Origin of the sequence: Microbispora sp. NPDC049125 (assembly GCF_040802045.1) — a bacterium.
Classification (GTDB): Bacteria; Actinomycetota; Actinomycetes; order Streptosporangiales; family Streptosporangiaceae; genus Microbispora.
Genome location: NZ_JBEZDW010000013.1, coordinates 167,956 through 191,704, shown reverse-complemented (window position 1 = coordinate 191,704; position 23,749 = coordinate 167,956). Strand labels below are relative to the sequence as shown.

Annotated in this window: 25 protein-coding genes; 10 read left to right on the top strand and 15 right to left on the bottom strand. The window is 71.9% G+C overall.

The window, feature by feature from the left end; translation table 11 throughout:
* Positions 1-4: 4 nt before the first annotated feature.
* Entirely contained in the window at positions 5-100 is a 96-nt protein-coding gene (locus AB0B72_RS17745; protein ID WP_367739873.1) for a hypothetical protein, read from the top strand.
* 105 nt (positions 101-205) lie between these two features.
* On the opposite strand, the gene AB0B72_RS17740 is transcribed toward AB0B72_RS17745, so the two are convergent.
* The 9 genes from AB0B72_RS17740 to AB0B72_RS17700 all read right to left on the bottom strand — a co-directional run bounded on the left by AB0B72_RS17740 (position 206) and on the right by AB0B72_RS17700 (position 7,756).
* Positions 206-991, bottom strand: a complete 786-nt coding sequence (locus tag AB0B72_RS17740; protein WP_367739866.1) for an SGNH/GDSL hydrolase family protein — start codon at positions 989-991, stop codon at positions 206-208.
* A gap of 27 nt (positions 992-1,018) precedes the next feature.
* Positions 1,019-1,453 carry a type II 3-dehydroquinate dehydratase gene (gene aroQ / locus AB0B72_RS17735; RefSeq protein WP_367739865.1) on the bottom strand — a complete coding sequence of 145 codons (435 nt, stop codon included), beginning with the start codon at positions 1,451-1,453 and terminating at the stop codon, positions 1,019-1,021.
* Positions 1,450-2,526 (bottom strand): 3-dehydroquinate synthase, encoded by a 1,077-nt coding sequence (aroB, locus tag AB0B72_RS17730; RefSeq protein WP_367739864.1) that lies wholly within the window; start codon positions 2,524-2,526, stop codon positions 1,450-1,452. Before aroB ends, aroQ begins: the two co-directional genes overlap by 4 nt.
* Positions 2,523-3,035, bottom strand: a complete 513-nt coding sequence (locus AB0B72_RS17725; protein WP_367739863.1) for a shikimate kinase — start codon at positions 3,033-3,035, stop codon at positions 2,523-2,525. Before AB0B72_RS17725 ends, aroB begins: the two co-directional genes overlap by 4 nt.
* Before the next feature lie 14 nt (positions 3,036-3,049).
* Positions 3,050-4,228, bottom strand: coding sequence for a chorismate synthase (gene aroC / locus AB0B72_RS17720; RefSeq protein ID WP_367739862.1), 1,179 nt, complete (start codon positions 4,226-4,228; stop codon positions 3,050-3,052).
* A 72-nt stretch (positions 4,229-4,300) separates the two neighbouring features.
* Positions 4,301-5,020 (bottom strand): prepilin peptidase, encoded by a 720-nt coding sequence (locus AB0B72_RS17715; RefSeq protein WP_367739861.1) that lies wholly within the window; start codon positions 5,018-5,020, stop codon positions 4,301-4,303.
* 9 nt (positions 5,021-5,029) lie between these two features.
* A complete protein-coding gene (locus AB0B72_RS17710) occupies positions 5,030-5,590 on the bottom strand; it encodes an SseB family protein (RefSeq protein WP_367739860.1) in 561 nt (186 codons plus the stop codon).
* Positions 5,591-5,707: 117 nt separating this feature from the next.
* Positions 5,708-6,814 carry a ring-opening amidohydrolase gene (locus AB0B72_RS17705; protein WP_367739859.1) on the bottom strand — a complete coding sequence of 369 codons (1,107 nt, stop codon included), beginning with the start codon at positions 6,812-6,814 and terminating at the stop codon, positions 5,708-5,710.
* A complete protein-coding gene (locus tag AB0B72_RS17700; protein WP_367739858.1) occupies positions 6,815-7,756 on the bottom strand; it encodes a carbamate kinase in 942 nt (313 codons plus the stop codon).
* A gap of 146 nt (positions 7,757-7,902) precedes the next feature.
* Here AB0B72_RS17700 and AB0B72_RS17695 point away from each other — a divergent pair, with 146 nt between their 5' ends.
* Both AB0B72_RS17695 and AB0B72_RS17690 read left to right on the top strand, forming a co-directional pair.
* Positions 7,903-8,241, top strand: a complete 339-nt coding sequence (locus tag AB0B72_RS17695; protein WP_367739857.1) for a hypothetical protein — start codon at positions 7,903-7,905, stop codon at positions 8,239-8,241.
* Between the two features lie 113 nt (positions 8,242-8,354).
* Positions 8,355-9,020: a TMEM175 family protein gene (locus AB0B72_RS17690; protein WP_367739856.1), complete on the top strand. Its 666-nt coding sequence runs from the start codon at positions 8,355-8,357 to the stop codon at positions 9,018-9,020.
* On the opposite strand, the gene AB0B72_RS17685 is transcribed toward AB0B72_RS17690, so the two are convergent.
* A complete protein-coding gene (locus tag AB0B72_RS17685) occupies positions 9,017-10,201 on the bottom strand; it encodes a pyridoxal phosphate-dependent aminotransferase (RefSeq protein WP_367739855.1) in 1,185 nt (394 codons plus the stop codon). The two genes, AB0B72_RS17690 and AB0B72_RS17685, sit on opposite strands and share 4 nt — an antisense overlap.
* A 176-nt stretch (positions 10,202-10,377) precedes the next feature.
* On the opposite strand from AB0B72_RS17685, the gene AB0B72_RS17680 reads away from it, so the two are divergent.
* From AB0B72_RS17680 to AB0B72_RS17660, 5 genes are all read left to right on the top strand, one after another.
* On the top strand, positions 10,378-11,367 hold the full coding sequence (locus tag AB0B72_RS17680) for a DUF418 domain-containing protein (protein WP_367739854.1): 990 nt from the start codon (positions 10,378-10,380) through the stop codon (positions 11,365-11,367).
* Positions 11,297-12,088: a carbon-nitrogen hydrolase family protein gene (locus tag AB0B72_RS17675; RefSeq protein ID WP_367739853.1), complete on the top strand. Its 792-nt coding sequence runs from the start codon at positions 11,297-11,299 to the stop codon at positions 12,086-12,088. The genes AB0B72_RS17680 and AB0B72_RS17675 overlap by 71 nt, the downstream gene beginning before the upstream one ends.
* Positions 12,089-12,098: 10 nt before the next feature.
* Positions 12,099-12,557, top strand: coding sequence for a hypothetical protein (locus tag AB0B72_RS17670; RefSeq protein WP_367739852.1), 459 nt, complete (start codon positions 12,099-12,101; stop codon positions 12,555-12,557).
* Entirely contained in the window at positions 12,554-13,006 is a 453-nt protein-coding gene (locus tag AB0B72_RS17665) for a hypothetical protein (RefSeq protein WP_367739851.1), read from the top strand. The genes AB0B72_RS17670 and AB0B72_RS17665 overlap by 4 nt, the downstream gene beginning before the upstream one ends.
* A gap of 155 nt (positions 13,007-13,161) precedes the next feature.
* The gene (locus tag AB0B72_RS17660; protein WP_367739850.1) at positions 13,162-16,803 is read left to right on the top strand and encodes a protein kinase; all 3,642 of its coding nucleotides are present in this window, start codon (positions 13,162-13,164) and stop codon (positions 16,801-16,803) included.
* A 213-nt stretch (positions 16,804-17,016) separates the two neighbouring features.
* On the opposite strand, the gene AB0B72_RS17655 is transcribed toward AB0B72_RS17660, so the two are convergent.
* The 3 genes from AB0B72_RS17655 to AB0B72_RS17645 all read right to left on the bottom strand — a co-directional run bounded on the left by AB0B72_RS17655 (position 17,017) and on the right by AB0B72_RS17645 (position 20,162).
* Positions 17,017-18,537, bottom strand: a complete 1,521-nt coding sequence (locus AB0B72_RS17655) for a carboxyl transferase domain-containing protein (protein ID WP_367739849.1) — start codon at positions 18,535-18,537, stop codon at positions 17,017-17,019.
* Positions 18,538-18,565: 28 nt separating this feature from the next.
* The gene (locus AB0B72_RS17650; RefSeq protein WP_367739848.1) at positions 18,566-19,834 is read right to left on the bottom strand and encodes a CaiB/BaiF CoA transferase family protein; all 1,269 of its coding nucleotides are present in this window, start codon (positions 19,832-19,834) and stop codon (positions 18,566-18,568) included.
* A 172-nt stretch (positions 19,835-20,006) separates the two neighbouring features.
* Positions 20,007-20,162 (bottom strand): hypothetical protein, encoded by a 156-nt coding sequence (locus AB0B72_RS17645; RefSeq protein WP_367739847.1) that lies wholly within the window; start codon positions 20,160-20,162, stop codon positions 20,007-20,009.
* 174 nt (positions 20,163-20,336) lie between these two features.
* On the opposite strand from AB0B72_RS17645, the gene AB0B72_RS17640 reads away from it, so the two are divergent.
* On the top strand, positions 20,337-22,352 hold the full coding sequence (locus AB0B72_RS17640; RefSeq protein ID WP_367739846.1) for a hypothetical protein: 2,016 nt from the start codon (positions 20,337-20,339) through the stop codon (positions 22,350-22,352).
* Position 22,353: 1 nt separating this feature from the next.
* Here AB0B72_RS17640 and AB0B72_RS17635 read toward each other — a convergent pair whose 3' ends face one another.
* On the bottom strand, positions 22,354-22,767 hold the full coding sequence (locus AB0B72_RS17635) for a hypothetical protein (RefSeq protein ID WP_367739845.1): 414 nt from the start codon (positions 22,765-22,767) through the stop codon (positions 22,354-22,356).
* A 151-nt stretch (positions 22,768-22,918) separates the two neighbouring features.
* Here AB0B72_RS17635 and AB0B72_RS17630 point away from each other — a divergent pair, with 151 nt between their 5' ends.
* Entirely contained in the window at positions 22,919-23,221 is a 303-nt protein-coding gene (locus AB0B72_RS17630) for a hypothetical protein (RefSeq protein WP_367739844.1), read from the top strand.
* Positions 23,222-23,395: 174 nt separating this feature from the next.
* Here the strand turns inward: AB0B72_RS17630 and AB0B72_RS17625 are convergent, their stop codons facing one another.
* Complete coding sequence (locus AB0B72_RS17625) at positions 23,396-23,713, bottom strand: hypothetical protein (protein WP_367739843.1); 318 nt, start codon at positions 23,711-23,713, stop codon at positions 23,396-23,398.
* Positions 23,714-23,749 lie beyond the last annotated feature (36 nt).

Genomic DNA, 23,749 nt, shown 5'->3' with positions numbered 1-23,749 from the left:
GGCGTTGCAGGTCTTCGCCCGCGGCACCGACGGATCCCTCAAGCACTGGTACTGGTCCAACGGCTGGCAGTACGACGTCCCCGGCAACGGCATCGGCTGACCGAGAGCCGTCGCCGACCCCGGCAGGCCGTTCGATCTCCGATCGGGCGGCCTGCCGGGCTGTCCTGACTCGGCCCGCAGGCAAGAGATGCCGGCGAGCCCCGGCTCAGCCGAGAGGCTTCAGATCCGGCCGCTTGGGGTCGAGGCCGTCGCCGGAGGAGGTGCCGCGGATGCGCCGTCCGACCCAGGGGCCGAGGTGCTCCCGCAGCCACTGCGCGTCCTCGCGCCGCTTGACGCGTGGGTCGATCCGCTCACGCGGAGGCCAGGTCATGCGCCAGTCGTCCTCGCCAGGGGCCTCGAGAACGTGCAGCACCTTGGCGGCGACCAGCCGGTGGCCCACCTCGTTCATGTGCAGCCGGTCCTCGCTCCACGCCCGCCAGTCGCGCAGCCCCTGCATCGACCACATGTCCACGAGGCGGCAGCCGTACAGGTCGGAGATCGAGCGGACATGCATGAAGAAGATCGCGAACTTGCCGCGCAGCCGCCGCATGATCGGGGTGTCGCGCGGGTCGGTGCCGGTGAACATGACGACGTCGGCACCGGTGCCGCGCAGCTCCCGCACGGCTGCGGCGACCTTCTTGGCCATCCGGTCGGGATCGGCGCCGGGACGGATCAGGTCGTTGCCTCCCGCACAGAAGCTGATCAGGTCGGGCTTGAGGGCCACCGCCCGGGGCACCTGCTCGGCGGCCACCTGGTCGATCAGCTTGCCCCGCACCGCCAGGTTGGCGTAGCGGAAGTCCGGCTCGAGGACGGCGAGCCGCTCGGCCACCCGGTCGGCCCAGCCGCGATACCGGGTCACCGGCCCTAAGTCCTGGCTCACGCCTTCGGGGAGCGGGTCGTTCAGCCCCTCGGTGAAGCTGTCGCCGACCGCCACGTACGACCTGTAACCCATCGTTCCCGCCTTGCTCGCGCTTTTTTGCTACTCCTGCGTATCAGCGATCGCGCGCAGCGCCAACTCGTACGACCGCATGCCGAACCCGGCGATCGTGCCGGTGGCCACCGCCGCCACGACAGACGTGTGGCGGAACTCCTCCCGGGCGTTCGGGTTGCTGATGTGCACCTCGACGAGCGGCGCCGTGCGCTGCGCGATCGCGTCCCGGAGGGCGTACGAGTAGTGCGTGAAGGCGGCCGGGTTGAGCACGACCGGCGTGCGGGTGTCGGCGGCCTCGTGGATCCACCCGACCAGCTCGGCCTCGTCGTCGGTCTGCCGGACCTCGACGGACAGGCCCAGCTCCCGCCCGATCTCCCGGCACAGGGCGGACAGGTCCTCGAAGGTGTGCGCGCCGTACACGTCGGGCTCCCGGCTGCCCAGCCGGCCGAGGTTGGGGCCGTTGAGCACGAGCACCGGCATCATCGGCAGACCTCCTGATAGGCCGCCTCGAGCAGCTCCTCCGACGGGTTCTCCAGCCTCGCGGGCCGGGCGATGTCGTCGAGCACGACGAAGCGCAGCACCGCGCCCCGGCTCTTCTTGTCGACCCGCATGTGGTCGCGCAGCTCGGGCCAGGCCTCCCGGCGGTACGCCGTGGGCAGCCCGACCGACCTGAGGATGGAGCGGGTCCGGTCGACGACGTCCCTGCCGACACGGCCGTCCAGCCGGGAGAGCTCGGCGGCGTAGACGAGGCCGATGGCCACGGCCTCGCCGTGCCTGATGTGGTAGTCCTCGACCCGCTCGATGGCGTGGGCGAGCGTGTGCCCGTAGTTGAGGATCTCGCGCAGGCCGCTCTCGCGCAGGTCGGCGCCCACGACGTCGGCCTTGACGCGGATCTTCCGCTCGATCAGCTCGCGGGTGTGCTCGCCCTCGGGGGTGCAGGCGCCGGCCGGGTCGTCCTCGATCAGCATGAGGATCGTCGGGTCGGCGATGAAGCCGCCCTTGACGATCTCGGCGAGCCCGGCGACGTAGTCCTGCCGCGGGACGCTCACCAATGTGGCCAGGTCGCACAGCACACCGGCAGGCGGATGAAAGGAGCCGACGAGGTTCTTGCCCTCGGGGGTGTTGATGCCGGTCTTGCCGCCGACGGCGGCGTCGACCATGGCGAGCAGCGTGGTCGGCACCTGGACGAGCTTGACTCCGCGCAGCCAGGTGGCGGCCACGAACCCGGCCAGGTCGGTGGTGGCCCCGCCGCCGACGCCGACGACCGCGTCGGACCTGGTGACGCCGTAGCGGCCGAAGGCCGACCACAGCTCGGCGGCGACGTGCACGGTCTTGGCGCCCTCGCCGTCGGGCACGGGCAGCGCGACGACCTCGTGGCCGGCGGCCTCCAGCGACCCGCAGACGGGGCGGGCGATCTCGGGCAGGCCGGCCGGGTGCACCACGGCGACGGTCCGCGCGCCCGGGCCGACCAGGCCCGGCAGCTCGGCCAGCACGCCGGTGCCGACGACGACGTCGTAGGGGGCGTCCCCCTGCACGGTGATGCGCGTCGCGGTCACAGCGCCGCCGCGATCTCGTCGGCGACGTCCTCGGGCTCGCGGTCGTCGGTGCCGACCGTGAGGACGGCGAGCCGCTCGTAGACGGGGCGGCGCTCCTCCATCAGGGCGCGCAGCCTGCTGCGCGGGTTGAGCACGAGCAGCGGCCTGGCCGACCCGAGCCCCACCCTGCGGACCGCCTGGTCGAGCCCCACCTGCAGGTAGACGACCCGCTGGCCGGCGAGCAGCTTCTGGGTGGGCTCGTGCATGATCGCCCCACCGCCCAGCGACAGGACGCCCTCGTGCCCGTCGAGGGCGGCCCGTACGGCCTCCGCCTCCAGCTCGCGGAACCTCTCCTCGCCGTCCTCGACGAAGACGTCGCTCACCGGCTTGCCGGCGACCGTCTCGACGTCGCTGTCGGTGTCGCGGAACGGCACGCCGAGACGGGCGGCGAGGAGCTGCCCGACAGTGGACTTCCCGGAGCCCGGCGGGCCGATGAGCACCGCGGCGGGTCGTTGAGTCGCCGATTGCATGATCACAGACCTTATTACTTGATCACCAGGGAGGAGAGGTAACCCGCCAGGTTGCGGGCCACCTCTTCGACGGAGTCGCCGCCGAACTTCTCGAGGGCGGCGTCGGCCAGCACGAGCGCCACCATGGCCTCGGCCACGATGGCCGCGGCGGGCACGGCGCACACGTCGGACCGCTCGTGGTGGGCCTTGGCCGGCTCACCGGTGAGCACGTCGACGGTGGCCAGCGCGCGGGGCACGGTCGAGATGGGCTTCATCGCCGCGCTGACCCGCAACGGCTCGCCGTTGGTCATGCCGCCCTCGATCCCACCGGCCCGGTTGGTCATCCGGTGGACGCCGTCGGCGGTGTTCTCGATCTCGTCGTGCGCCCGGGAGCCGGGGCGGCGGGCGGTCTCGAAGCCGTCGCCGACCGCGACGCCCTTGATCGCCTGGATTCCCATGAGCGCGGCGGCGAGGCGGGCGTCGAGCCGCCGGTCCCAGTGGGTGTAGCTGCCGAGGCCCGGCGGCAGGCCGTGGGCGACGACCTCGACGACGCCGCCGAGCGTGTCGCCCTCCTTGTGGGCCTTGTCGATCTCGGCGACCATGGCCGCGCCGGCGGCAGGGTCGAAGCAGCGCACGGGGTCGGCGTCGACGACGTCCATGTCGCCGGGGCCGGGGATCGTCTCACGCGGGGCCGACGCCTCGCCGATCGCGACGACGTGGCTGACGATCTCCACTCCCAGGGCCTGCCTGAGGAAGGCGCGGGCCACCTGGCCCAGCGCCACCCGGGCGGCGGTCTCCCGGGCGCTGGCCCGGTCGAGCACCGGGCGTGCGTCGTCGAAGCCGTACTTCTGCATGCCCGCGAGGTCGGCGTGGCCGGGGCGCGGGCGTGATCGGGGCGCGTTGCGCGCCTGCCCTTCGAGGATCGCGGGGTCGACCGGGTCGGCGGCCATCACGGTCTCCCACTTCGGCCACTCCGTGTTGCCCACCCGGATGGCCACGGGCGAGCCGAGCGTGCGGCCGTGCCGTACGCCGCCGGAGATGGTCACCACATCCTGCTCGAACTTCATCCGCGCCCCGCGGCCGTAGCCGAGGCGGCGGCGGCGCAGCGCCTCGTCGAGGTGGGCGGTGGTCACCTCCACCCCCGCGGGCAGGCCTTCCAGGATCGCGAGCAACTCGGGGCCGTGCGACTCCCCGGCGGTCAACCAGCGCAACATGGTGACAAGTCTTCCACGTGTCTCCCGATGCGGCATCACAGCGACATGGCGGGAATGTCCCAGCGATCTCCCTCAGCCGGGTACGAACACCGCCGCCAGCGCGCCGGCGAGCATGAACGGCCCGAAGGGGAACTCGCTGCCGCGCGTCGCGCGCCGGGTGAGGAGGAGGCCCACCGCGTACACGGCGCCGAACAGGTAACCGGCCATGCCCGCCGTGATCGTCGCCTGGACGCCGAGCGCCCCGGCCACCAGGCCGATGATCCCCGCGAGCTTGACGTCCCCGAGGCCGAGGCCGGTCGGGCGGGCGAACCAGAGCACGGCGTACACGGCTGCGAGGGCGCACGCCGCGGCCACGGCGGCGAGGAGGCGGCCGGACGGCGCGAGCAGGGCCAGCAGGATCGGGTACGACGGCAGGGTGATGGCGTCCGGCAGCCGCCATGTCCGCCAGTCGACGGCGGCGAGGGCGGCCCCCGCCGCCACGGCGTACAGCCACGCGGCCAGGACCCAGCCGTCGCGCACCTGCCAGGCCACCAGCGCGGCGGCCGCCGCGGTCGCGGCCTCCAGCACGTACGGCCTGCGGGGGACGGGCACGGCGCGGACCGCAGCCAGGAACGCCGAACGGGCCTCCTCACGGTGATCGCCCGCCTCGTCGCGGAAGCCGGCCGCCAGGGCGCGGGCGTACGAGCCCGCGACCAGCCCGATGACGGCGGCCACAGCGATCAGACCGGGCGTTCCCAGAGGTACGCCCGCTGGGGTGGGGAGGGGAACCGGGCCTGGGGTGGGGAGCGACACGGGCCGACCCTAGCGGCGCCGCAGCCTCGCCCACCAACCTCCGCGAGGCCCGCCGATGCGGGCCACGGTGACGCCGGGCACCTCGCGCGCCAGCCGTTCGATCGCCGAGGCGTCGCGCTTGGCCTCCTCGATCGCCGCCAGCGCCCGCAGCATGTCGCCCTCGATCACGAACGGCACCGGCCCCGCGACGTCGACGACCACGGCCGCCGCCTCCTCGTGGCGGGCAGCCTGGCAGACCTGCGGGGCGGTCGCCTGCACGGGACGGGCGTCGGGCCGCCAGCCGCGCATGGGCCCGGCGCCGGTGAACGCGAGCACGGCCTCCCGGCCGTCCGCGCCGACCAGCTTGGGGAGGGCCATCTCGCTCTCCTTCTCCTGCCGCAGGCCGTGCTCCCCCACCTCGGACTCGGTGAGCAGGGCCACCACGGGCACGAGCAGCCGGCTGGCGGCGAGGGCCGCCAGCACGTCGGCGGCCGTGGCTGTACCGGCCTGGAACGCCGACAGGGCGGCGGTGACCGCCGCGTCGGCGCCACCGTCGTCGTCGGGCCGCAGGGGCTGCGCAATCGCCGGCATGTCTGGCGAGCCTACCCGCTGCCCTCGGCGCCGGCCCCGGCGCCGGGGGCAGCCCCCCGGCCGTCCCGCCCTCCGGGCCTGACCTCGCGGAGAGCGGGACGGGATCGGGGCGGCGGGTCAGGAGAGGTCGGCGATGGCGATGACGGGCCCGCCGCCGGAGGGCCCCTGGTGGACGGCAGCCACGGAGACGAACACGGCCGGGTCCCCGGCCACCGATGCGGCGACGCCGCCGACCGTGGCCTTGATCTGCCGGTGCCAGTGGACGTCGGAGTCGTCGAGCATGATGTTGCGGCGGCCGCGCACCCGCCCCGAGGGGTCGGCCTCGCACTTGATGAAGAGGTTGACCAGGCGGCCGCCCAGGTCGGAGGGGTGGGGCCGCTCGGGCAGCTCGATCCCGGCGCCGCGTACGGCCTCCCAGATGCCGTCGGCGTCGAGCGCGTCCTTCATGACGGAGTGACCGGCCCGGTAGCGGCCGCCGACTCCGCGCACGTTGCCGACCACCACGATCTGGGCGCGGTCGAGCTCGACGCCGCTGGAGCAGGAGGCGACCGACGAGTAGAGCGACAGGTCCTTGTGGATCTGCTCGGCCGCCGGCGTCTCGATCTCCCCGAGGGCCACCGCGATGCCGAGCGCGGTGGTCGAGTTGGAGATGTCCATCGACTTGAGCGTGTCCTCGGTGACCACCGTCTGGCCGCGCTCCTTAGCGTCGGTGATCGTGGACAAGGTGAGCAGCGGGGTCTTGGTCTGCACGTAGTGGACGTCCGCCGGGTCGTCGATTCCGGCGATCTTCATGGCCTCCCGCACGCCGGCGGCGACCTTCTCCACCATCGCGGGCCGGCCGATGTCCTCGGGGAGGATGACCTCGCTCATCGCCACGCCGACGCTGAGGCGCGGCTCGTCGGTGGGCACGGCCAGGGCCGGGTCGAGGGTCGCGAAGACCGTCGCGTGCGGGCTGAGCACGCCGTCCGTGCCGCCGGACCAGACGAGGGGCACCTGCGCGACCTCCTCGGGGGTGCGTGTGCCCCTGGTCAGCAGCACCTCACGGAAGGCCCGGTCGGCGAGGATGCGGGTGTAGTCGTTCACACCGCCGTTGCCCTCGGTCTTGCCGATCACCGCCAGCACCCGGTCGGCCTCGATGACCCCCTCGTCGATCAGCTTGGCGAGCCCGGAGGCGTCGGTGACGCTCTCGATGGGCACCTTCCGCACCTCGATCGGATCCGGCATCTATCTCTCCACCCCTCTGGACACCCTTGTACCGATATTTCCGGATAGCGCCTCGCCGATGTGCTCCAACGAGGTGATCACTGCCCGCCGGCCGCCGTCCCCGGCGAAGCGCAGCGCGGCCTCCACCTTGGGGCCCATGCTCCCGCTCGCGAAGTGCCCGGCGTCCCTGAGCTCGCGCAGTTCGCGTACGGTCACCGCCTCGATGGGCCGGGCCCCCGGCGTGCCATACCCGATGAGGGCGTTCGGCACGTCGGTCGCGATCACCAGATCGGTGGCCCCTACGGCGCGCGCCAGCGCGGCGGCGGCGAGGTCCTTGTCGACGACGGCCTCGACGCCGCGCAGCGTGCCGTCCGCTCCACGGACGAGGGGCACTCCCCCGCCTCCCGCGGCCACCACGGTGTACCCGGCCTCCATGAGCGCGATGGCGGCGGGAGCGTCCAGGATCTCCACCGGGTCCGGTGAGGCCACGACCCTCCGCCAGCCGCGCGGGAAGCGCCGCCAGGTCTGCCCCTGGCTCTCGAAGCGGCGGGCCTCCGCCTCCGGGAAGTACTGCCCGATCGGCTTCACCGGGTCGGCGAACGCGGGATCCGCCGCGTCCACGAGCGTCCTGGTCACCACGGCGGCGACGCGTACCCCCTGGGGCGCCGTCGCCCGTTCCAGGGCGTTCATCATGAGGGTGGCGAGCGTGCCCTGCGTCTGCGCGACGCACCAGTCCAGCGGGACGGGCGGCACGACGTGCGCGGTGAGCTGGTTCTTCAGCAGGATGTTGCCGACCTGCGGACCGTTGCCGTGGGTCAGGACGACCTCGTGCCCGGCGCCGATGAGGCTCGCGACGTGGGTCATGGCCTCGCCGATGGCGCGGTGCTGGTCGGCGGGTGACGCGCTCCCGTCGGGAGCCGTCATGGCGTTGCCGCCCAATGCGATCAGTACGCGTCCGCCCACATCGCGAAGCTATCCACCCACCCGCATACCTACATTGGCGACTGTCGCCCACCGCTGACGGGTTCCTCGGCAACAATCACCAAGCGGCGCCGGTATACGCCGCCGCGCCCTTCCGTCCGGGGCTCCGGCGGCGGGACAATCGCGGCATGCCCCCCGAGAAGATGGAACCCAGCGAGCTGGCCGCGGCCTTCGCCGCACGGCGCGAGCTCGGCCCGCAGTACGAACTCGAACTCGCCGAAGCCCTCGTCGACCGCGTCAACGCGCTCATCGACGACCGCCTGGCCCGTCAGAAGACCCGGCGCCCCCCGCTCGACTGGGCCCAGATGGCCCTGGGCCTGGGCTCCCTCGCGCTGTCCATCCCGCTCGTCGCCATCATCGCGAGCCAGGGCGGCACGACGCTCGGCTTCCTGCTCGTCTTCGGGGTGGTGGCCTTCGTCAACATCGCCTACGTGCTCACCCGGGCGATGCACGGCCGCGGGGACTGACGCCGGGGACTGACGCGGGGAGCCCCGGGGCGGCCCTTCGCACGGGCCGCGTCTGCCACAATGATCGGCCTGACGGAATGATCGCCTGACGCCGCGGGACAACGGAGATCGCCATGACCACGCCGGAGGTACGCCCCGGGCTCACCCACGAGCGGGTCGGCGTCTTCGCCGACGCGATCTTCGCGATCGCCATAACGCTGCTCGCCCTGGAACTGCCGCGCCCCGAGGGCGAGGACCGCATGCGGCTGCCCGCGTTCCTGGGGGAACACGTCAGCTCGTTCGTCGCCTTCGGCATCGCCTTCGGCATGCTGTGGGTCGCCTGGCGGGCGCACCACCGGCTGTTCGACCAGGTCGCCCGGCTGTCTCAGGCCGTGATCACACTGCACCTGCCGCTGTTGTTCCTGGTGGCGTGCCTGCCGTACGTGACCTCGCTCTTCGGCGACGTCAACAGGCTGCCCGACGAGGCGGCGGGGGGCGGCAGGGCGACGGCGATCGCCCTGTTCGCGGGCACCGAGGCCCTCCTGATGCTGTGCCAGGGAACCATGATCGGCCTGGTCCTCCGCCAGGGGCTCTACCGGGAAGGCTCCGACCTGAGCCGCCTGCGCACGGAGGGCCGGGTCGACTGGGGCATCGGGGCCTTCTGGGCGCTGACCGCCGTCGCCGCCGCGTGGATGGCCGACGTGGTCCCGCTCCTGTGGATGGCGACCCCTGTCGTCGCCTACGGCGTCGCCCGGGTGTCCCGCCTGCGGAACCGCCGCCTCGCGGCGCAGGCCGGTTAGACGGCCGGGCGGGCCGTCCCGCCGAGGCGCCGCAGGCGGGTCACGGCCTCGTCGATGACCTCGTCCCTCTTGCAGAAGGCGAACCGCAGGAAGTGCCGGCCCCGGCCGGGGTGGTCGTAGAACACCTGGGTCGGGATGGCCACCACCCCGGCCAGCTCGGGCAGCCGCCGGGCCAGCTCCAGGCCGTCGGCGAAGCCGAGCGGCCGGATGTCGGTCTGGACGAAGTAGGTGCCCGCCGGGCGGAGCACGCCGAAACCGGCCGCCTCCAGGCCCGCGGCCAGCCGGTCGCGTTTGGCCTCCAGCGCCGCCCGCTGCGCGGCGACCCAGGCCATCTCCTCCCGCAGGGCGTACGCCACGGCGAGCTGCCAGGGGGCGGAGGCGGTGAACGTGAGAAACTGCTTGACCGTCTGCGCGGCCGCGACCAGCGGCGCCGGGGCGCAGATCCACCCGGTCTTCCAGCCGGTCACGCTGAAGCTCTTGCCGGCCGAGGAGATCATCACCGTCCGCTCCCGCATCCCCGGGAGCGTGGCGAGGGGCACGTGCTCGACCCCGTCGAAGGTGAGGTGCTCGTAGACCTCGTCGGTGATCGCGATCAGGTCGCGCTCCTGGCAGACGCGTGCGACGACCTCCAGCTCCTCCCGGGTGAAGACGGTGCCGGTCGGGTTGTGCGGCGAGTTGACCAAAATCGCCCGCGTGCGGGGGCCGACGGCGGCCTCCAGCTCGGCGGGGTCGAAGGTGAAGCGGCCGGCGTCCACGCGCAACGTGACGGCCCTGCGTACCGCCCCGGCCATCGCGACGGCCGCCGCGTACGAGTCGTAGTAGGGCTCGAAGACGACGACTTCGTCGCCCGGCTCGCAGAGGGCCAGGACGGCGGCGGTGATCGCCTCCGTGGCGCCGACCGTGACGAGGACCTCCCCGTCCGGGTCGTAGGCCAGGCCGTACCACTGCTTGCGGTGGTCGGAGACGGCCTGCCGCAGCTCGGGGACGCCGGGGCCGGGCGGGTACTGGTTGAACCCTCCGCGGATCGCCTCGGCGGCGTGCTCCAGCATGCGCTGCGGCCCGTCGGTGTCCGGAAAGCCCTGGCCCAGGTTGATCGCCCCGGTCTCCACGGCCAGCTTCGTCATCGTCGCGAAGACGGTCGTGCCGAACTCACGCATCCGTCCCACCAGCGGCTCACCCACAGCGGCCACTTTACAACCGGGCCGCCCCGCCGCTCCGGCCCTGAGCGCGACCGGAAACCGCGACCGGAAACCGCGACTGGGACAATGCGTCCGCTATGGAGGCCCAGGCGTGAGGGCAGCGGTCACGGGCACCAGAGTACGCATGCTGGGACCACCGCGCTCGGGGAGGGACTGACGTGACGGCGCCGGCCGGCAGGATCCGGTCACTCGACGCGCTTCGCGGGCTGGCGGTGTGCGGGATCATGCTGGTCAACACCTGGCAGCACACCCGCGCCCATCGGGGGCCGACCTCGATCGACTGGGTGATGACCAACCTCTTCCAGAGCCGCTTCTACCCGATCTTCTCGTTCCTGTTCGGCATCGGGTTCGCCCTGTTCCTCCGCTCCGCGCGGGAGCGCGCCGAACGGCCCCATCGGGTGCTGCTTCGGCGGCTCGCCGTCCTGGCCGCCTTCGGCGCCGCCCATCGCCTGGTCAACTCCGGGGACGTGCTCCTGCCGTACGCCGCCCTGGGGGCCTTCCTCCTCCTGCCGGCGGCCGTCCTGCCCGCGCCGGCCGTGCTGCTGCTCGGCGCGGGGACGACGGCCGTCGCGCTCATCGGCGGCGAGCCGTACGTGCTGATCGCGGCGTTGTTCCTGCTCGGCCTCGCGACCGTCGAGTACGGCGGGCAGGAGCGGCGGCCCGGCCCGGCGGCCTTCGCCGCGGCCGTGGTGGTCACCGTGCCGCTCACGTGGTGGTGGAACCACGGGCCCCCGGGCGGCGGGGTCTACCAGGCGGCGGCGCTGACCGGCGCGGCGGCGTACGCGAGCGGATTCCTGCTGCTCGCGCGGCGGACGGGCCGGGCGAGCCTCTTCGAGGCGCTCGGCAGGATGGCGCTCACCAACTACCTGACGGGGACGGCGGTCATCCTGCTGGCCATGCCGATCCTGGTGAGGGACGGCACGGGGACGGCGATCGTGGCCGTCAGCGGGGTCACCGTGGCCGCGCAGGCCGCGTTCAGCCGATGGTGGCTCGCCCGTCACAGGTACGGCCCGCTGGAATGGGTCTGGCGCTCGGCGACCTGGTGGCGACCGGTCCCCAACGGGCAGACTGGGGGCCGTGACGAGTGTTGCCCTGTGCCAGATACCGATCGCGCACGACCCCAAGGCGAACCTGGAGGCCGTCCGTGACGCCCTCGCCCTCGCGCGCGGCGCCGACCTCGCCGTCTTCCCCGAGGCGACGCTGACCCGGTTCGGCCCGGGGGTGACGGAGACCGCGCAGCCGCTGGACGGGCCCTTCGTGACCGGGCTGGCCGAGGCGGCGCGTGAAAACGGCGTGGCGGTGGTCGCGGGCGTCTTCGAGCCGGCGGGGGGCGGGCGGGTGCACAACACGGCCGTCGCCGTCCGCGCGGACGGCGAGATCGCGGCCGCCTACCGGAAGATCCACCTGTTCGACTCGTTCGGGGCGCGGGAGTCGCAGCTCGTGGCGCCAGGCGACGCCCCGGCGGTCGTGGAGCTGGCCGGGCTGCGGCTGGGCCTCGTGACCTGCTACGACGTCCGTTTCCCCGAGCTGACCCGGGCGCTGGTCGACCGGGGCGCCGACGCGTTCGCGGTCATCGCGGCCTGGGGCGCCGGGCCGATGAAGGAGGACCACTGGGTCACCCTGGTGAGAGCCAGGGCCATCGAGAACACCACGTGGACGATCGCGGTCGGCCAGGCTCCCAACCCGGAGGCGCGGGACGGGTTCGGGGTGGGCCGGAGCATGCTGGTCGACCCGATGGGCGTGGTCCGGCACGACCTCGGCCCCGGCCACGCCGTACAGGTCGGGGAGATCGACCCCCGGCTGACGGAAAGCGTGCGGGCGACCCTTCCGTCACTGGAACATCGCCGACTCGGAGTCGGCAGATCGTAAACTTGGGCCCATGAGCGAGCCGGGAAGCAGGATCCAGATGCAGAAGGTGATCCCGCCGCGGCTGCTCGTGCCGTACCTGTCGGGTAAGCGGACGATCATCTCCGGGTACGTGTACCGCGTGCAGGACTGTGGCCGCCTGACCACCCCCGCCGCGCTCATCGAGGCCCTCGACCTGTGCTTCGAAGGATCGGAGCTGACCCCCAAAGTGCCCGAGCTGTACATCATGCGGTGGAACGCGCGGGACATCGACACCTACGTCGTCCCGTACGGCCCGCACATGGGCGGGGATTGGAGCGATTCACCCCCGTTCACCGGAAACGGCTACACGGCCTCACGTGAGCAGATGGTCCCCCAGTTCCACACGATGCCGATGCCCATCCCGGCCGGCGCCGAGATCGTCCACCTCACCGGGTCGGGCGAGCGGCCCTTCGCCGGGTACGACGGCCTGACCTGGCGGCCGGCGTCATGAGCGAGCTCGAGCCCGTCGGGCTGGGGTTCATCGCCCGCTACCGGGACCAGACGTACGCCGCGGCGATCGGGCCGGACGGCGGCGACGTGGTGCTGTTCAGCGAGTCGCCCGAGGAGGGCTTCACCAAGGCCGGCGGTTACTGGCGGCTCCAGGTCGGCCGCTCGGACCTCGAGTGGCTCACCCTGCTGCGTACGGTGGGGGCGTTCGGCGGCGAGCCGTGCCTCGTGCTCGACGAGGACGACGGCCCGGAAGGCGGCCTCCACATCGCCTACACCGGGCACAGCGGCATGAAGGCGGAGGCGCTCGGATACTGGCTGGTCGACCACGGCGCCTACGAGGTGGTGGTGCCCCGCGACGAGGTGCACTCGATCCGTGTGGAGCGCGTCGCGGTGCCCCCGGCCGGCGACTCCGCGGAGGACTTCTCCGGGGACTTCTCCAACGGCTTCTAGGTGTGTCGACCCGCGTCAACAACCCTGCGGGTCAATACAGCCAGGGGATCCCCGGCGCCCGGGACGAAGCCGTCGTCCACGTATCGGAGCGATCAGCGAACGGGTCTCGAGGACGATGCGGACAACCGAGCGAGCCCCTCGCGGATCTAAAGCTTATGGAATCGGAGGCATCGGGCTCGGAGGGTCCGTTACGTCTAGGCCGGTACTGGCTGGCGACCAGGCTGGGATCGGGTGGGCAGGGCGTTGTCTATGAGGCGTACGACGAGGCCGCCAACCGGGTCGCCGTCAAGGTGCTGCACGCCTACCTCGCCGGAGACCAATCCTTGCGGCGGCGATTCGCCAAGGAAGTGCAGGCGGCCGAGCGGGTGCCGCCGTTCTGCACCGCTCGGGTGGTCGGGCATGATCTGGACAGTGACCGCCCGTACATCGTCAGCGAGTTCGTCCCCGGCCCGAGCCTGCGCCGGGCGGTGCGTGAAGGACGGCCTCTGGGCGCCGAGGCGCTGCACCGGCTCGCCGTCGGCATCGCCACCGCGCTGACCGCCATTCACGGAGCCGGGGTGGTGCACCGCGACCTCAAACCGGAGAACGTGCTGCTCGGCCCTGACGGCCCCCGAGTCATCGACTTCGGCATCGCGCGTGCGGCCGGAGTGACGACCGGCACCACCGAGGGACTCATGGGTACCCCCGCCTACATGGCGCCCGAGCTGTTCTCCGGCGGGCAGGCCGAGCCGGCGGCCGACGTGTTCGCCTGGGCAGCGGTGGTCCTGTTCGCCGCCACGGGCCGCGACGCGTTCGACGGACCCACACCGGTCGCGGTGATCAACCGGCTGCTGACCCAGCATCCCGATCTGGACGCGCTGCCCACAGGGCTGCGCGAACTCGCCGCCGCCGCCCTGTCCAAGGACCCGGTCGCCCGCCCCTCCGCCCAGCAGCTCCTACTGACCCTTCTCGGCGGAACCGGCGCCGGAAGCGCCCTGCTCACCGACGGCACGCAGGCCGCCGCAGGCGTACGGCCTCCGGACTCCCTGACAGCGGAACCCGCGCTCGGCGTGGTCGCGGAAAGGATCTACGCGGCGCTGCCGCCGACCGAGCGCGAGGTGGCACGCGATCTGCTGTTGCGCCTGGTAGATGTGCGAGACGGTGAGGAGGTGGCGCGCAGCGCAACCCTCGGTGAGCTCGTCGAGGGGCGGCCCGACGCGGATGAGGCCCAGCGGGTGCTCGAGGCACTCGATCGGGCGTCGCTGGTCCGCCTGGATGCCGGCACTGTCACCTTGGGCAAGGCCGCGCTGCTGCGGGCCTGGCCGCGCCTCCATGAATGGGTCAAGTCCGATCACGAGTCGATCGACCGTCACCGCCGGCTCGGCGAGGCCGCCCGCCGCTGGGCGGCGAACGGGCGCCTGGCCGAGGACCTGCTGAGGGGCAGTGCGTTGCACGCCGCGCTGGCCTGGACGGCGTCGACCCGCCTGACGCTCAACTCCCTGGAGAAAGAGTTCCTCCGACGAAGCAGCGCCGAGTCGGCACGGCAAGGCCGGCGGCGCAGACTGCTGGCAGGCACGGTGACGATTCTGCTCGTGGGCGCGCTCACCGGTGGACTGTTCGCCTGGCAGCAGGCGCGCAGAAGTGAGGCGAGCAACCGGCGGCTCGCAGTCAGCGACCGGCGTCTGGCTGAGCAGCGTGCTCAGGCTGCCGCTCGACGGGTTGCCCTGCAGGCCGACGCGTTGCGCGACAGCGACCCGGTGAAAGCGATGCTGCTGAGCGTCGCCGCCTATCGCATCGCCCAGGTCCCGGAGGCGAGAGCCGCAGTGTTCAGCGCACTGGCTCAGCAGGAGCAACGCGTCTTCAAAGACCCGGCGCTCGCCAACGAGGGGCGAGCGCTGAGCATCGACGGCCGGATACTGGTCAGCGCAGGCGCAGACAAGGTGACCGCCTACGACGTCAGCACCGGCAAGACGATCAGGACCTTCACCGGGGTTGGGCAAGGCCCCTTCAGCGCCGCCCTTAGCCCGGACGGCGACACCCTCGCACTGGGCAGGAACGGTATCCACCTGTGGAGCCTGCGCACCGGCAAGCGGCTCGGCGGCGGGGCGGTCGTGCCGAGAACAGAGGACTCGGACAAGGGCGATCCCAGCGAACTGCGCTTCAGCCCAGGGGGCGGTTACCTGTGGGCGGTTCAGAACCGGGGCGGGCCGTCCTACGCGCTGTGGAACGTCGCGAAACGGCGGCTGGAGATACCTCCGGAGACGCTCCCGGAGTCAGAGATTCTGGGATTGAGCGCTGCGACACTTGGCCCACACGACGACTTCGGCGCCGTCACCATCTATACAGGCGAGGAAGAACCAGCGGACGTGCTGCGAACATTCCCCGAAGTCGGCACTGTCCCCGGCAAGCGGCTTCCCGAAAACCTTCCCGGACGGATCCTCGCCTTCTCTCCCGACGCCACCCTCGCCGTGATTGCGGACCAGAAGACGGACGAGGAGAAGATCAGGCTGTGGAGCCTGACCAAAGCCGACTGGGGGCGAGAGTTCTACGGCCCGAGCGAGGATGCGGTCTTCAGCGCGGACGGCACGCTGCTGATCACCTCCGGCACCAACCAGCAAGGGACCGCCGTCGCACTGTGGCGGGTGAAAGACGGCGTTCAACTTCTCGATCTGACCATCGACGCCGTGATCGTGGGGTCCCCGAGAATCAGCCCCGACAAGCGTACGCTGACTCTGCTCGACGAAACGGGACAGGTGACGGCCTACGACATCAGCCGGTACACGCGGCCGCCCGACGTCCCCGATGCCGACGCGGAGAACAGGGAATTCAACGCCACCGGCGACGCGCTGTTCGCCCTGGTCGGCGGTGTGCTGCACAGATGGGCGCTGCCCGGCCTCGCAGAGACGAACCTGAAGATCAAGCCGGGCACGAACGATGAGTTCGAAGAGCTGGGCATGGCCGTCTCCCCTGACGGCCGCACGCTGGCGACCAGCGTCCTGAACGACTCCGCGCCGAAGCTGACGCTGTGGGACGTCGAAACCCGGCGCAAGCTGCGGGACGTCACGCTGAAGGAGGAGAGCGCGGAGAAACGCGAACTGCGGTTCAGCCCGGACGGCCGCTTCCTCGCCCTCATCCACAGTCAGCCCAGCGACTACACCGGTCAGGGCGGGATCGAGATCGTGGATGTCGGGCGCCGCAAGCAGGTGATGCGGTTCACACAGGTCGCGGGAGACCACATGTCCTTCAGCACCGACGGAGAAACCCTCGTCACCGCCGATGCGGGCGGCGTCGATGTCATCGACCTTGTGAAAGAGAAGATGCTGCCGCGGTCGAAGGGCCCCGGCACGCTGGCCAAGGGGTGGATGGTGCTGGCCTCCAAGCGCGGGCTCGCGGCATCCCCGTACGGGGGCAGCGCAGTGGCCTTGTGGAACACGCGTACGTGGAAGCCGACCGGGCAACTGCTCAAGCTGCCCGGGTACGCGCTGAACGGGAGGTTCTCCCCCGACGGACGCTTCCTGGCGGTCGCGCATGACACCCGGGTCACGCTGTTCGATGTGGCGGGCGGCTACCAGTTGGGCGCCCCGCAGGTCGTCACCGTCGCTGAGACGGCGGAGAACAACGCGATCCCCCCTGTCATGGCCTTCTCCCCGGACAGCAGGATGTTGCGCGTGCTTGGAAGTGACGGGACGCTTCACGAACTTCCGGTCGACCCCGAAGGCGTTATACCCGAGGTGTGCCGGCGCGCGGGCCGGCCACTGACGCCGGCCGAATGGCAGGAGCACGTGGGAGGCGACGTGCCCTATGTGAAGACCTGTTGAGGTGCGGCCCTGCCGCCCCGGTATTCGCAGTCGCCGAGGGCCGGGTATGGGCCCCGGAGCGTGGTGGGCAGGCTCCGGAGCGGACGTCAGGTATGCACCGCCGAGCCGTTCGCGTCCGGCAATTCCGCCTCCAGCCGGTCCACGAACCGGCTGATGACCTCCCCGATGAGATAACCGACGAGACCATGCCGGGCGTATTCCCGCAGATCGCCCTTAGCGGCCTGGCGGGCTGCCGGATGCCGGGGGGCCGGATCCCAGCGACCGGTACCGGGCGAGGCGGGCGGCCAGGCGCTCCCCGGCCGGCCGCTCCAGGAGGCCGATGATCTCGTGTTCGAGCGTCCCGGCCACGCGCCGGCAGAAGTCCTCAGGCTCGTACGCCGCGTCGGGACGCTCCGGGACGATCCGGTCCACGATGCCGTCGCGCCTGAGGTCGGCCGCCCGCACGCCCTGGGCCGCCGCGATCTCGGGGGCGAAGTCGGCGGTCCGGTAGAGGATGGCCGAGGCGCCCTCCGGGAGGAGAGGCGCCAGCCAGGCGTGCTGCGCGCAGACGACCCGGTCGGCCGGGAGCAGGGCGAGGGCTGCGCCGCCCGCGCCCTCGCCCAGCAGCAGGCAGACGGTGGGGGCGTCGAGCATGGCCAGGTCGGCGAGGCAGCGGGCGATCTCGGCGGCCAGGCCGCCCTCCTCCGCCGCCTTCGACAGCTCCGCGCCCGCCGTGTCCACCACGGCGACCAGCGGCAGCCCCAGCTCGCTGGCCAGGCGCATGCCCCGGCGGGCCACCCGCAGCCCGGCCGGGCCCAGCGCGTCGCCCGCCCGCTGCCGCTCACGGTCCTGGCCGAGCACGATCGCGGGCGCCGCGCCGAAGCGGGCCAGCGCCAGCAGCAGTCCGGCGTCCCTCTCCCCCACACCGGTGCCGTGGAGCGGGGTGACGTCGCGGGCGCCGTACTTGAGCAGGCTCCGTACGCCCGGCCGGTCGTCCCGGCGCGAGCGGGTGACGGCCTCCCAGGCCGGGACGGTCTCGGTCGCCTCCTCCGGCTCCGGCCCGCGGGGCAGGCCGCGCCGCGGGGCGCACAGGACGGCGAGCGCCCGGATGGCGATCTCGCGGGCGTCCTCGTCGGAGACGACGGCGTCGACGAGCCCGTGGGCGAACAGGTTCTCCGAGACCTGCACGCCCTGGGGGAACGGGTAGCCGTGCAGCGACTCGAAGACCCTCGGGCCGACCAAGCCGATCATCGCGCCGGGTTCGGCGGCGGTGACGTGGCCGAGCGACCCCCACGAGGCGAAGACCCCGCCGGTGGTGGGATGGCGCAGATACACGACGTACGGCAGGCCGGCCGCGCGGTGGGCCGCCACCGCTGAGGTGATCTTCACCATCTGGGTGAAGGCCAGCGCGCCCTCCTGCATCCTGGTGCCTCCGCTGGCCGGTGAGGCGAGCAGCGGCAGCCTCTCGGCCGTGGCACGCTCGACGGCCCTGACGAGCCGCTCGGCGGCGGCTCCCCCGATCGAGCCGGCCATGAACGAGAACTCGCAGGCGACGACCGCGACCCGGCGGCCGTCGAGCGTGCCCTCCCCAGTGATCACCGACTCGTCGTAGCCGGTCTTGGCGCGAGCGGCCGCCAGCTCGTCCGCGTACGCGGAGCCGGGGGCGGCCGTGTCCACGGGAGGCTCGTCCCAGGAGCTCCAGGAGTGGGGGTCGAGCACCCGGCCGATCAGCGTGCGGGCGTCGGGCCTCCTCACCCGCGGCGTCCCCTCGCCGGGAGGGCGCTCATCGGGACCGCTCCCGCTCGGCCAGCCACGCGAGCACCGCGTCGTTGTCCTGGCCGAGTGCGGGCGGCGCGGTGTGCCCGGAGGGGCCCTCGGCCGCCTTGGCCGCCTCGCCCGCGCTCCCGGAGGCGTCGGCGCTCTCGGTCGCGTCGGCGCTCTCGGTCGCGTCGGCGCTTTCGGTGGTGGCGCTTTCGGGGGCGGCGCTTTCGAAGCGGAGCGGGGAGCCGGGCAGCTCGATGTCGCCGAGCACGGGGTGATCGACGCCCACCAGCAGGCCCTGGGAACGGACCTGGTCCCAGGCGTAGACCTCGTCGAGCGAGCGGATCGCGCCGGCGGGCACACCGAGGGCGCCGAGCGCGGCGAGCCAGTGCCCCCGGTCGTCGGTGGCCAGGGCCTTCTCCATGTCCTCGATCAGTTCGTCCCGATGCTCGAACCTCTCCCCGTTGGTCGCATATTTCGGGATTTCAGGGTCGATGCCCAGGAGGCGGGCCACCTTCCGCCACTGACCGTCGTTGGCGGCGGCGATCTGGATCATCCCGTCGGCGCAGCGGAAGGCTCCGTAAGGGGCGATGGAGGCGTGGTGATTGCCGCCCGCCTTCGGGACGACGCCGCCGACCGTCCAGGCCGTGCCGTGGTAGGAGTGCACGCCGACGACGGAGGCGAGCAGCGAGGTCCGCACGACCGTGCCACGCCCCGTCCGCTCCCGCTCGTAGAGCGCCGCCACCACGCCGTACGCGCCGTGGATGCCCGCCAGGAGGTCGGCGATCGAGGCGCCCACCCGGTACGGCTCGGCGGTGGACGGCCCGGTCAGCGACATCAGGCCCGCCTCGCCCTGGGCGATCTGGTCGTACCCCGGCCTGCCGCCCTCGGGCCCGTCGTGGCCGAAGCCGGTGATCGACAGGATCACCAGCCGGGGGTTGAGCTCGTGGAGCCGCCCGATCGGGAAGCCCAGCCGGTCGAGGACGCCGGTGCGGAAGTTCTCGATCAGGACGTCGCTCTGCCGTACGAGCCGCTCGACCACGGCCTGGCCCTCGGCGGACTTCATGTCCACGGTGATCGACCGCTTGTTGCGGTTGGCCGCGAGGAAATAGGTAGAAATATCGTTATCTGGCCCTACGAACGGCGGGCCCCATCCGCGCGACTCGTCCCCTTCCGGATGCTCCACCTTGATGACATGAGCGCCGAGGTCGCCCAGCATCTGCGCGCCGTGCGGCCCGGCCAGAGCGCGGGACAGATCGAGGACGACGATGCCGCTGAGAGGTCCCTGCACGGCCAGCCTCCATGGGGATCCACGGGAGAGCGTCAGTCGGTCTCCACCGGCAAGCCTGCCAGGTCAACCCGCGCTTTTCACGCCCCGGCCCGATCACCGGATGCGACGCCTCGTCCCCGGCCGGCGGATGGTCGATCACCGGCCGGGGCTGCCGGGCATCTCTGCGGACTCGTCAGTGCCGGGTCCGGTGGCCGCGCCACCGATCCATGAACTGGCGCAGCCGCTGCTGATTGCGGGGGTCGCGCGCCATCGTCTTGACCTTCTCGACGTTCTGACGACCCCGTGGGGTCTGGAGGTAGTCCTTGATCCGCTGGACGATTGATGCCATCTGTACTTCACCATCCCCTTTTGGCGTCACTTGACGGCTACCCCAGGGCCGGCGGGTCAACCACGATCGACATCGCGGAGGCAGATCGATCGGCACCGGTTCCCCGGCGGGGCCGGATGAGCCGGGCTACGGTGGTGGCTGGGGAGATGGGGCGTCGGAGGAGGCGACTGCGGGATGGGATCAGGCGCGCCGGGAACGGGACCGCTCTCCCCCGACTTCTCCGGGATCTCCCCGGAACTCATGGGACGCTTCGTCACCGAGATCGAGCACGCCCGTGGCGTCATCGGGGAGCACACCGAGGCCGTCCGCCGGGTCTTCGCCGCCCACGGCCTCCCCGCGGCGTCCCTCGGCCCCATCGGCGAGGTCGAGCGGTGGATCGACGACCGCCTGCCCGAGCTCCGCAGGCGCCGGCAGATGGCGGACGGTATGGCCCGCCTGCCGGCCTGGACACCCGGCGCCGCCTCGCTCGTGCCGTACGAGGAGAAGGACGTCCTGTCCCCGGCCGAGGCCCGGCGCCTCGGCCGGGAACTCGCGGATTACTACAGGCACATCGATCCCGACGCCCCGTTCGACGTCCACCTGGATGAGAAGTACCGGAAGGTCGTCGACGCACTCGCCGCCCACCAGAACGACCCCGAGTTCACCGCCGCGTTCTTCGCGGGCATCGGCGCACGGCGGACCATCGAGCTTCCACGACGCGTCCGCGCGATTCTCCAGGAGCGGGTGCCGGAGGCGCTGGAGACCGTGAGCCGCGCGTTCGGTACGGCCGTCGCCGGCGCGGGAGCCGCCCCCGGGCTCGCGGCCGTCATCGGGGCGGTGGGGGCCAAGGCCGGGAGCGTGGATGATCAGGAGGCGATCGGGGAGCTGCTGTCGGCCGGGCGATTCCCCACGGAGTGGCTCGCCCAGGTCGTCGCACTGCAGATCTTCCTGCCGGAGGAACGGGCGACCGGCTCGTCGTTGACGGGCTACCTGCGCGCCCTCGCGAGGGATCCCGCGGCGGCACGGCTCGCCATCGGCCTGGCCACCCGGGACAGCCCGCTTCCGCGTGACGTCCTGGGGGAGTTGCTCGCGCCTGCCAGGCCGGGCGGTCTCGCCACGAAGGACGTGCGGCCGGATCTGGCCACCTTCCTGCGCCGCCTGAACGACCGGGCCGCCACCGACCCGGCGTCCGCTGACGCATTCGGGCGCCTGCTGGCGTCGGCCGCCGGCGCCTACGACGAGAAGGACGGCCGGCACAGCGATGTGGCCGCCCGGTTCGCGTTCGACGTGATCACGCGGACGGCGGGGTTCCCGTTCGCCGCCCCCACCCGGGTCCACCTGGCCGAGATCGCGGGCGCGTACGCGACGGAGATGACCGAGGGCGCGAATCTCGGCGACGACAACCAGCTCCAGCCCAGCGCCTTCGGTGCGGTGGACTCCCGCATCTCCGGGTTGAACCCGGCGTTCCGGCTCAGCCCCGCCGACACGCTGCGGTTCATGACGACCTTCGCGGGGAGCGAGGAGAGCAGGAGGCCCTTCGACGCCGGCATGGGGGATCTGGCCCGCAGACTCATCGACGAGGGTGTCCCGGCCATGATGAAGGACAAGGACCCGACCCGGCTGGACGACGTGTTCGCCGCTTTGGGGAACGTCCGCGGGTTCGAGCTGGCGGCCGCCGAGAAGCTCGGCCGGCCCATCGACGAGGACGCGGCCGACGCCGACAAGTACCAGGGGTTCACCGTCGGCCTCGCGACGGCCCTGGCGGGCTTCGCCGTTCCTGAAGGCATCATGGCCGAGCTGCTGTGGGAAGGGCTGAGCACGGGTTTCTCCGTGTACGACACCTACAAGGACGACCCGGAAACCGAAGTGGGCCGGCTCGACGCGACCGACGACCGGGAGACTCTGGGACGCCAGCACACGATCGCTCAGGCCCTCATGGACGCCGGCTTCACCCCTGCCGTCTCGCCGGGCGCCTACCAGGCCGCCTGCCCGCCGGGTGTCGCGATAGCCGACGGCGACGGTCGCCTGCGTCCCTTCGCCGACATCCTCGAATCAGGCGAACAAGGCCTCCAAGCCCTCGACCAATGGTTCATAGCCAACGGCATGGGCCGAGACAAAAAGTCACTGGCCGAAACCGCCCGCTTCCTGTCTGATCGCTTTGACGGCCGGAAGCAGGGTTCCCGAACCCGCGCCGCCCTGTTCGCTGACTAGTTCAGCTGACCAGGCATTGCGTTTCTCCACTCACCTGGTACATCCCCTTCAAAGGAGCGCTGAGGACGAGAACAGTGTGCGCTTGCTTGTCCTCCACCCGTACGGGCTGACCAGACTCACCGGCTGAGACCACCCTGTACGGCGCCACTCGCTTCAGTGCTCCCACCAGAGCATCTACCAGCGCGGCTGGTTGCCTTTCCGGCAAATCGTCTCCTCTGGCCGCGAAAGTTTGCTTGGCATGGCCGTCGCCGCAGGGGATGTTCTTGCCGCCGGGATCGGTGATGGTGACGTTCTGGGCATTGCGCTCTTTCAACAGCTGCAAAATGTGATTTTTCAATGTCCGGCCGGCTTCGCTAGCCGTAGGGGTGTCGTCAGATGTGCATGCCGACACCCCCAGCGATGCGACGGCCAGCATGACGACGGCACGGCGAAACCGTACGGCAGGTGGCAGGCCTGGCATCTCGCCTCCGTGTCTGGCCGGGATCATTCCGAGCCCACATAATCTCAAGGAGAACCGCCGCGCCACCATCTATCCGTACCGTCACTTTCACCGCGGGAGCCTGAGCGTGCCCACCGACGACGACATGGTGCCGAATCCGAGGTATCGGGACCTGGAGGCGGCGATCACGGCGGTGCGTGAGCACATTCACGTCCTGGAGACCGCTCTCGACCCGGCGTGCGCCCAGTTCGGCGGCGAGGCGGTCTGGGTGGGGCCCGCCGCGCGAGCGTTCGGCGAGGAGCTGAACGGCAACCGGGGCCGGATGAAGACGGCCGTTCAGCATGTGCTCGCCGAGCTGGAGGCGGAGCTGCGCACCACCCCCAGCAGGGTCTCCCGTTCGGTCGCCTCCGCGGCCGGCGGGTGGGGCTGACCATCGGCCGGCCCGGCGAACCCGCCACGCGCCGGCGGTCAGGAGGCCGGGTCAGCGGCCACAGAGCCATCGGCCCTCGAACGCAACAGGGTGCGGGCTCGCGTCGCACTCCGGGTGGGGGAGCTCGCTGGACCGTCAGCGCCGCGGCGCCGGCGGCCCCGGAGCCTGCCGGGCTCACGGCTCGGGGGCGAGGCTGACGCCGGAGTGGGCCTCCAGCCAGCCGATCACGTCCTGAGCGACGCTCCTCGGATCGGTGCCGGTCACGACCACGGGGTCCCGCCCCGGCGCCTCCCGCAGATCCGCCTGGTAGATCTCGTCCAGCCGCAACGTCACGGTGACGCACCACTCGGAGGCGTCACCGACCGGCTTGACCGTCATGTAGGTGTTGTCGCGGTAGTTCAGCTCGTCTATCAGCACGACGATCGCCGCGTGTGAGGGGTCGTCGAGGTGGTAGCCATCGGCGGTGTCGGCAAAGTAATGCTGAGCGGCCATCGCGCTCTCCTTCTCGTGCGCAGGTCAGCGCACTCA

Bases quoted from the DNA above. Each gene is read 5' to 3' on its own strand.
- AB0B72_RS17740 (WP_367739866.1), bottom strand. From the start codon at position 991: ATGGGTTACAGGTCGTACGTGGCGGTCGGCGACAGCTTCACCGAGGGG.
- aroQ (WP_367739865.1), bottom strand. From the start codon at position 1,453: ATGATGCCGGTGCTCGTGCTCAACGGCCCCAACCTCGGCCGGCTGGGC.
- AB0B72_RS17725 (WP_367739863.1), bottom strand. From the start codon at position 3,035: ATGCAATCGGCGACTCAACGACCCGCCGCGGTGCTCATCGGCCCGCCG.
- aroC (WP_367739862.1), bottom strand. From the start codon at position 4,228: ATGTTGCGCTGGTTGACCGCCGGGGAGTCGCACGGCCCCGAGTTGCTC.
- AB0B72_RS17710 (WP_367739860.1), bottom strand. From the start codon at position 5,590: ATGCCGGCGATTGCGCAGCCCCTGCGGCCCGACGACGACGGTGGCGCC.
- AB0B72_RS17705 (WP_367739859.1), bottom strand. From the start codon at position 6,814: ATGCCGGATCCGATCGAGGTGCGGAAGGTGCCCATCGAGAGCGTCACC.
- AB0B72_RS17695 (WP_367739857.1), top strand. From the start codon at position 7,903: ATGCCCCCCGAGAAGATGGAACCCAGCGAGCTGGCCGCGGCCTTCGCC.
- AB0B72_RS17690 (WP_367739856.1), top strand. From the start codon at position 8,355: ATGACCACGCCGGAGGTACGCCCCGGGCTCACCCACGAGCGGGTCGGC.
- AB0B72_RS17670 (WP_367739852.1), top strand. From the start codon at position 12,099: ATGAGCGAGCCGGGAAGCAGGATCCAGATGCAGAAGGTGATCCCGCCG.
- AB0B72_RS17665 (WP_367739851.1), top strand. From the start codon at position 12,554: ATGAGCGAGCTCGAGCCCGTCGGGCTGGGGTTCATCGCCCGCTACCGG.
- AB0B72_RS17660 (WP_367739850.1), top strand. From the start codon at position 13,162: ATGGAATCGGAGGCATCGGGCTCGGAGGGTCCGTTACGTCTAGGCCGG.
- AB0B72_RS17645 (WP_367739847.1), bottom strand. From the start codon at position 20,162: ATGGCATCAATCGTCCAGCGGATCAAGGACTACCTCCAGACCCCACGG.
- AB0B72_RS17640 (WP_367739846.1), top strand. From the start codon at position 20,337: ATGGGATCAGGCGCGCCGGGAACGGGACCGCTCTCCCCCGACTTCTCC.
- AB0B72_RS17635 (WP_367739845.1), bottom strand. From the start codon at position 22,767: ATGCTGGCCGTCGCATCGCTGGGGGTGTCGGCATGCACATCTGACGAC.
- AB0B72_RS17625 (WP_367739843.1), bottom strand. From the start codon at position 23,713: ATGGCCGCTCAGCATTACTTTGCCGACACCGCCGATGGCTACCACCTC.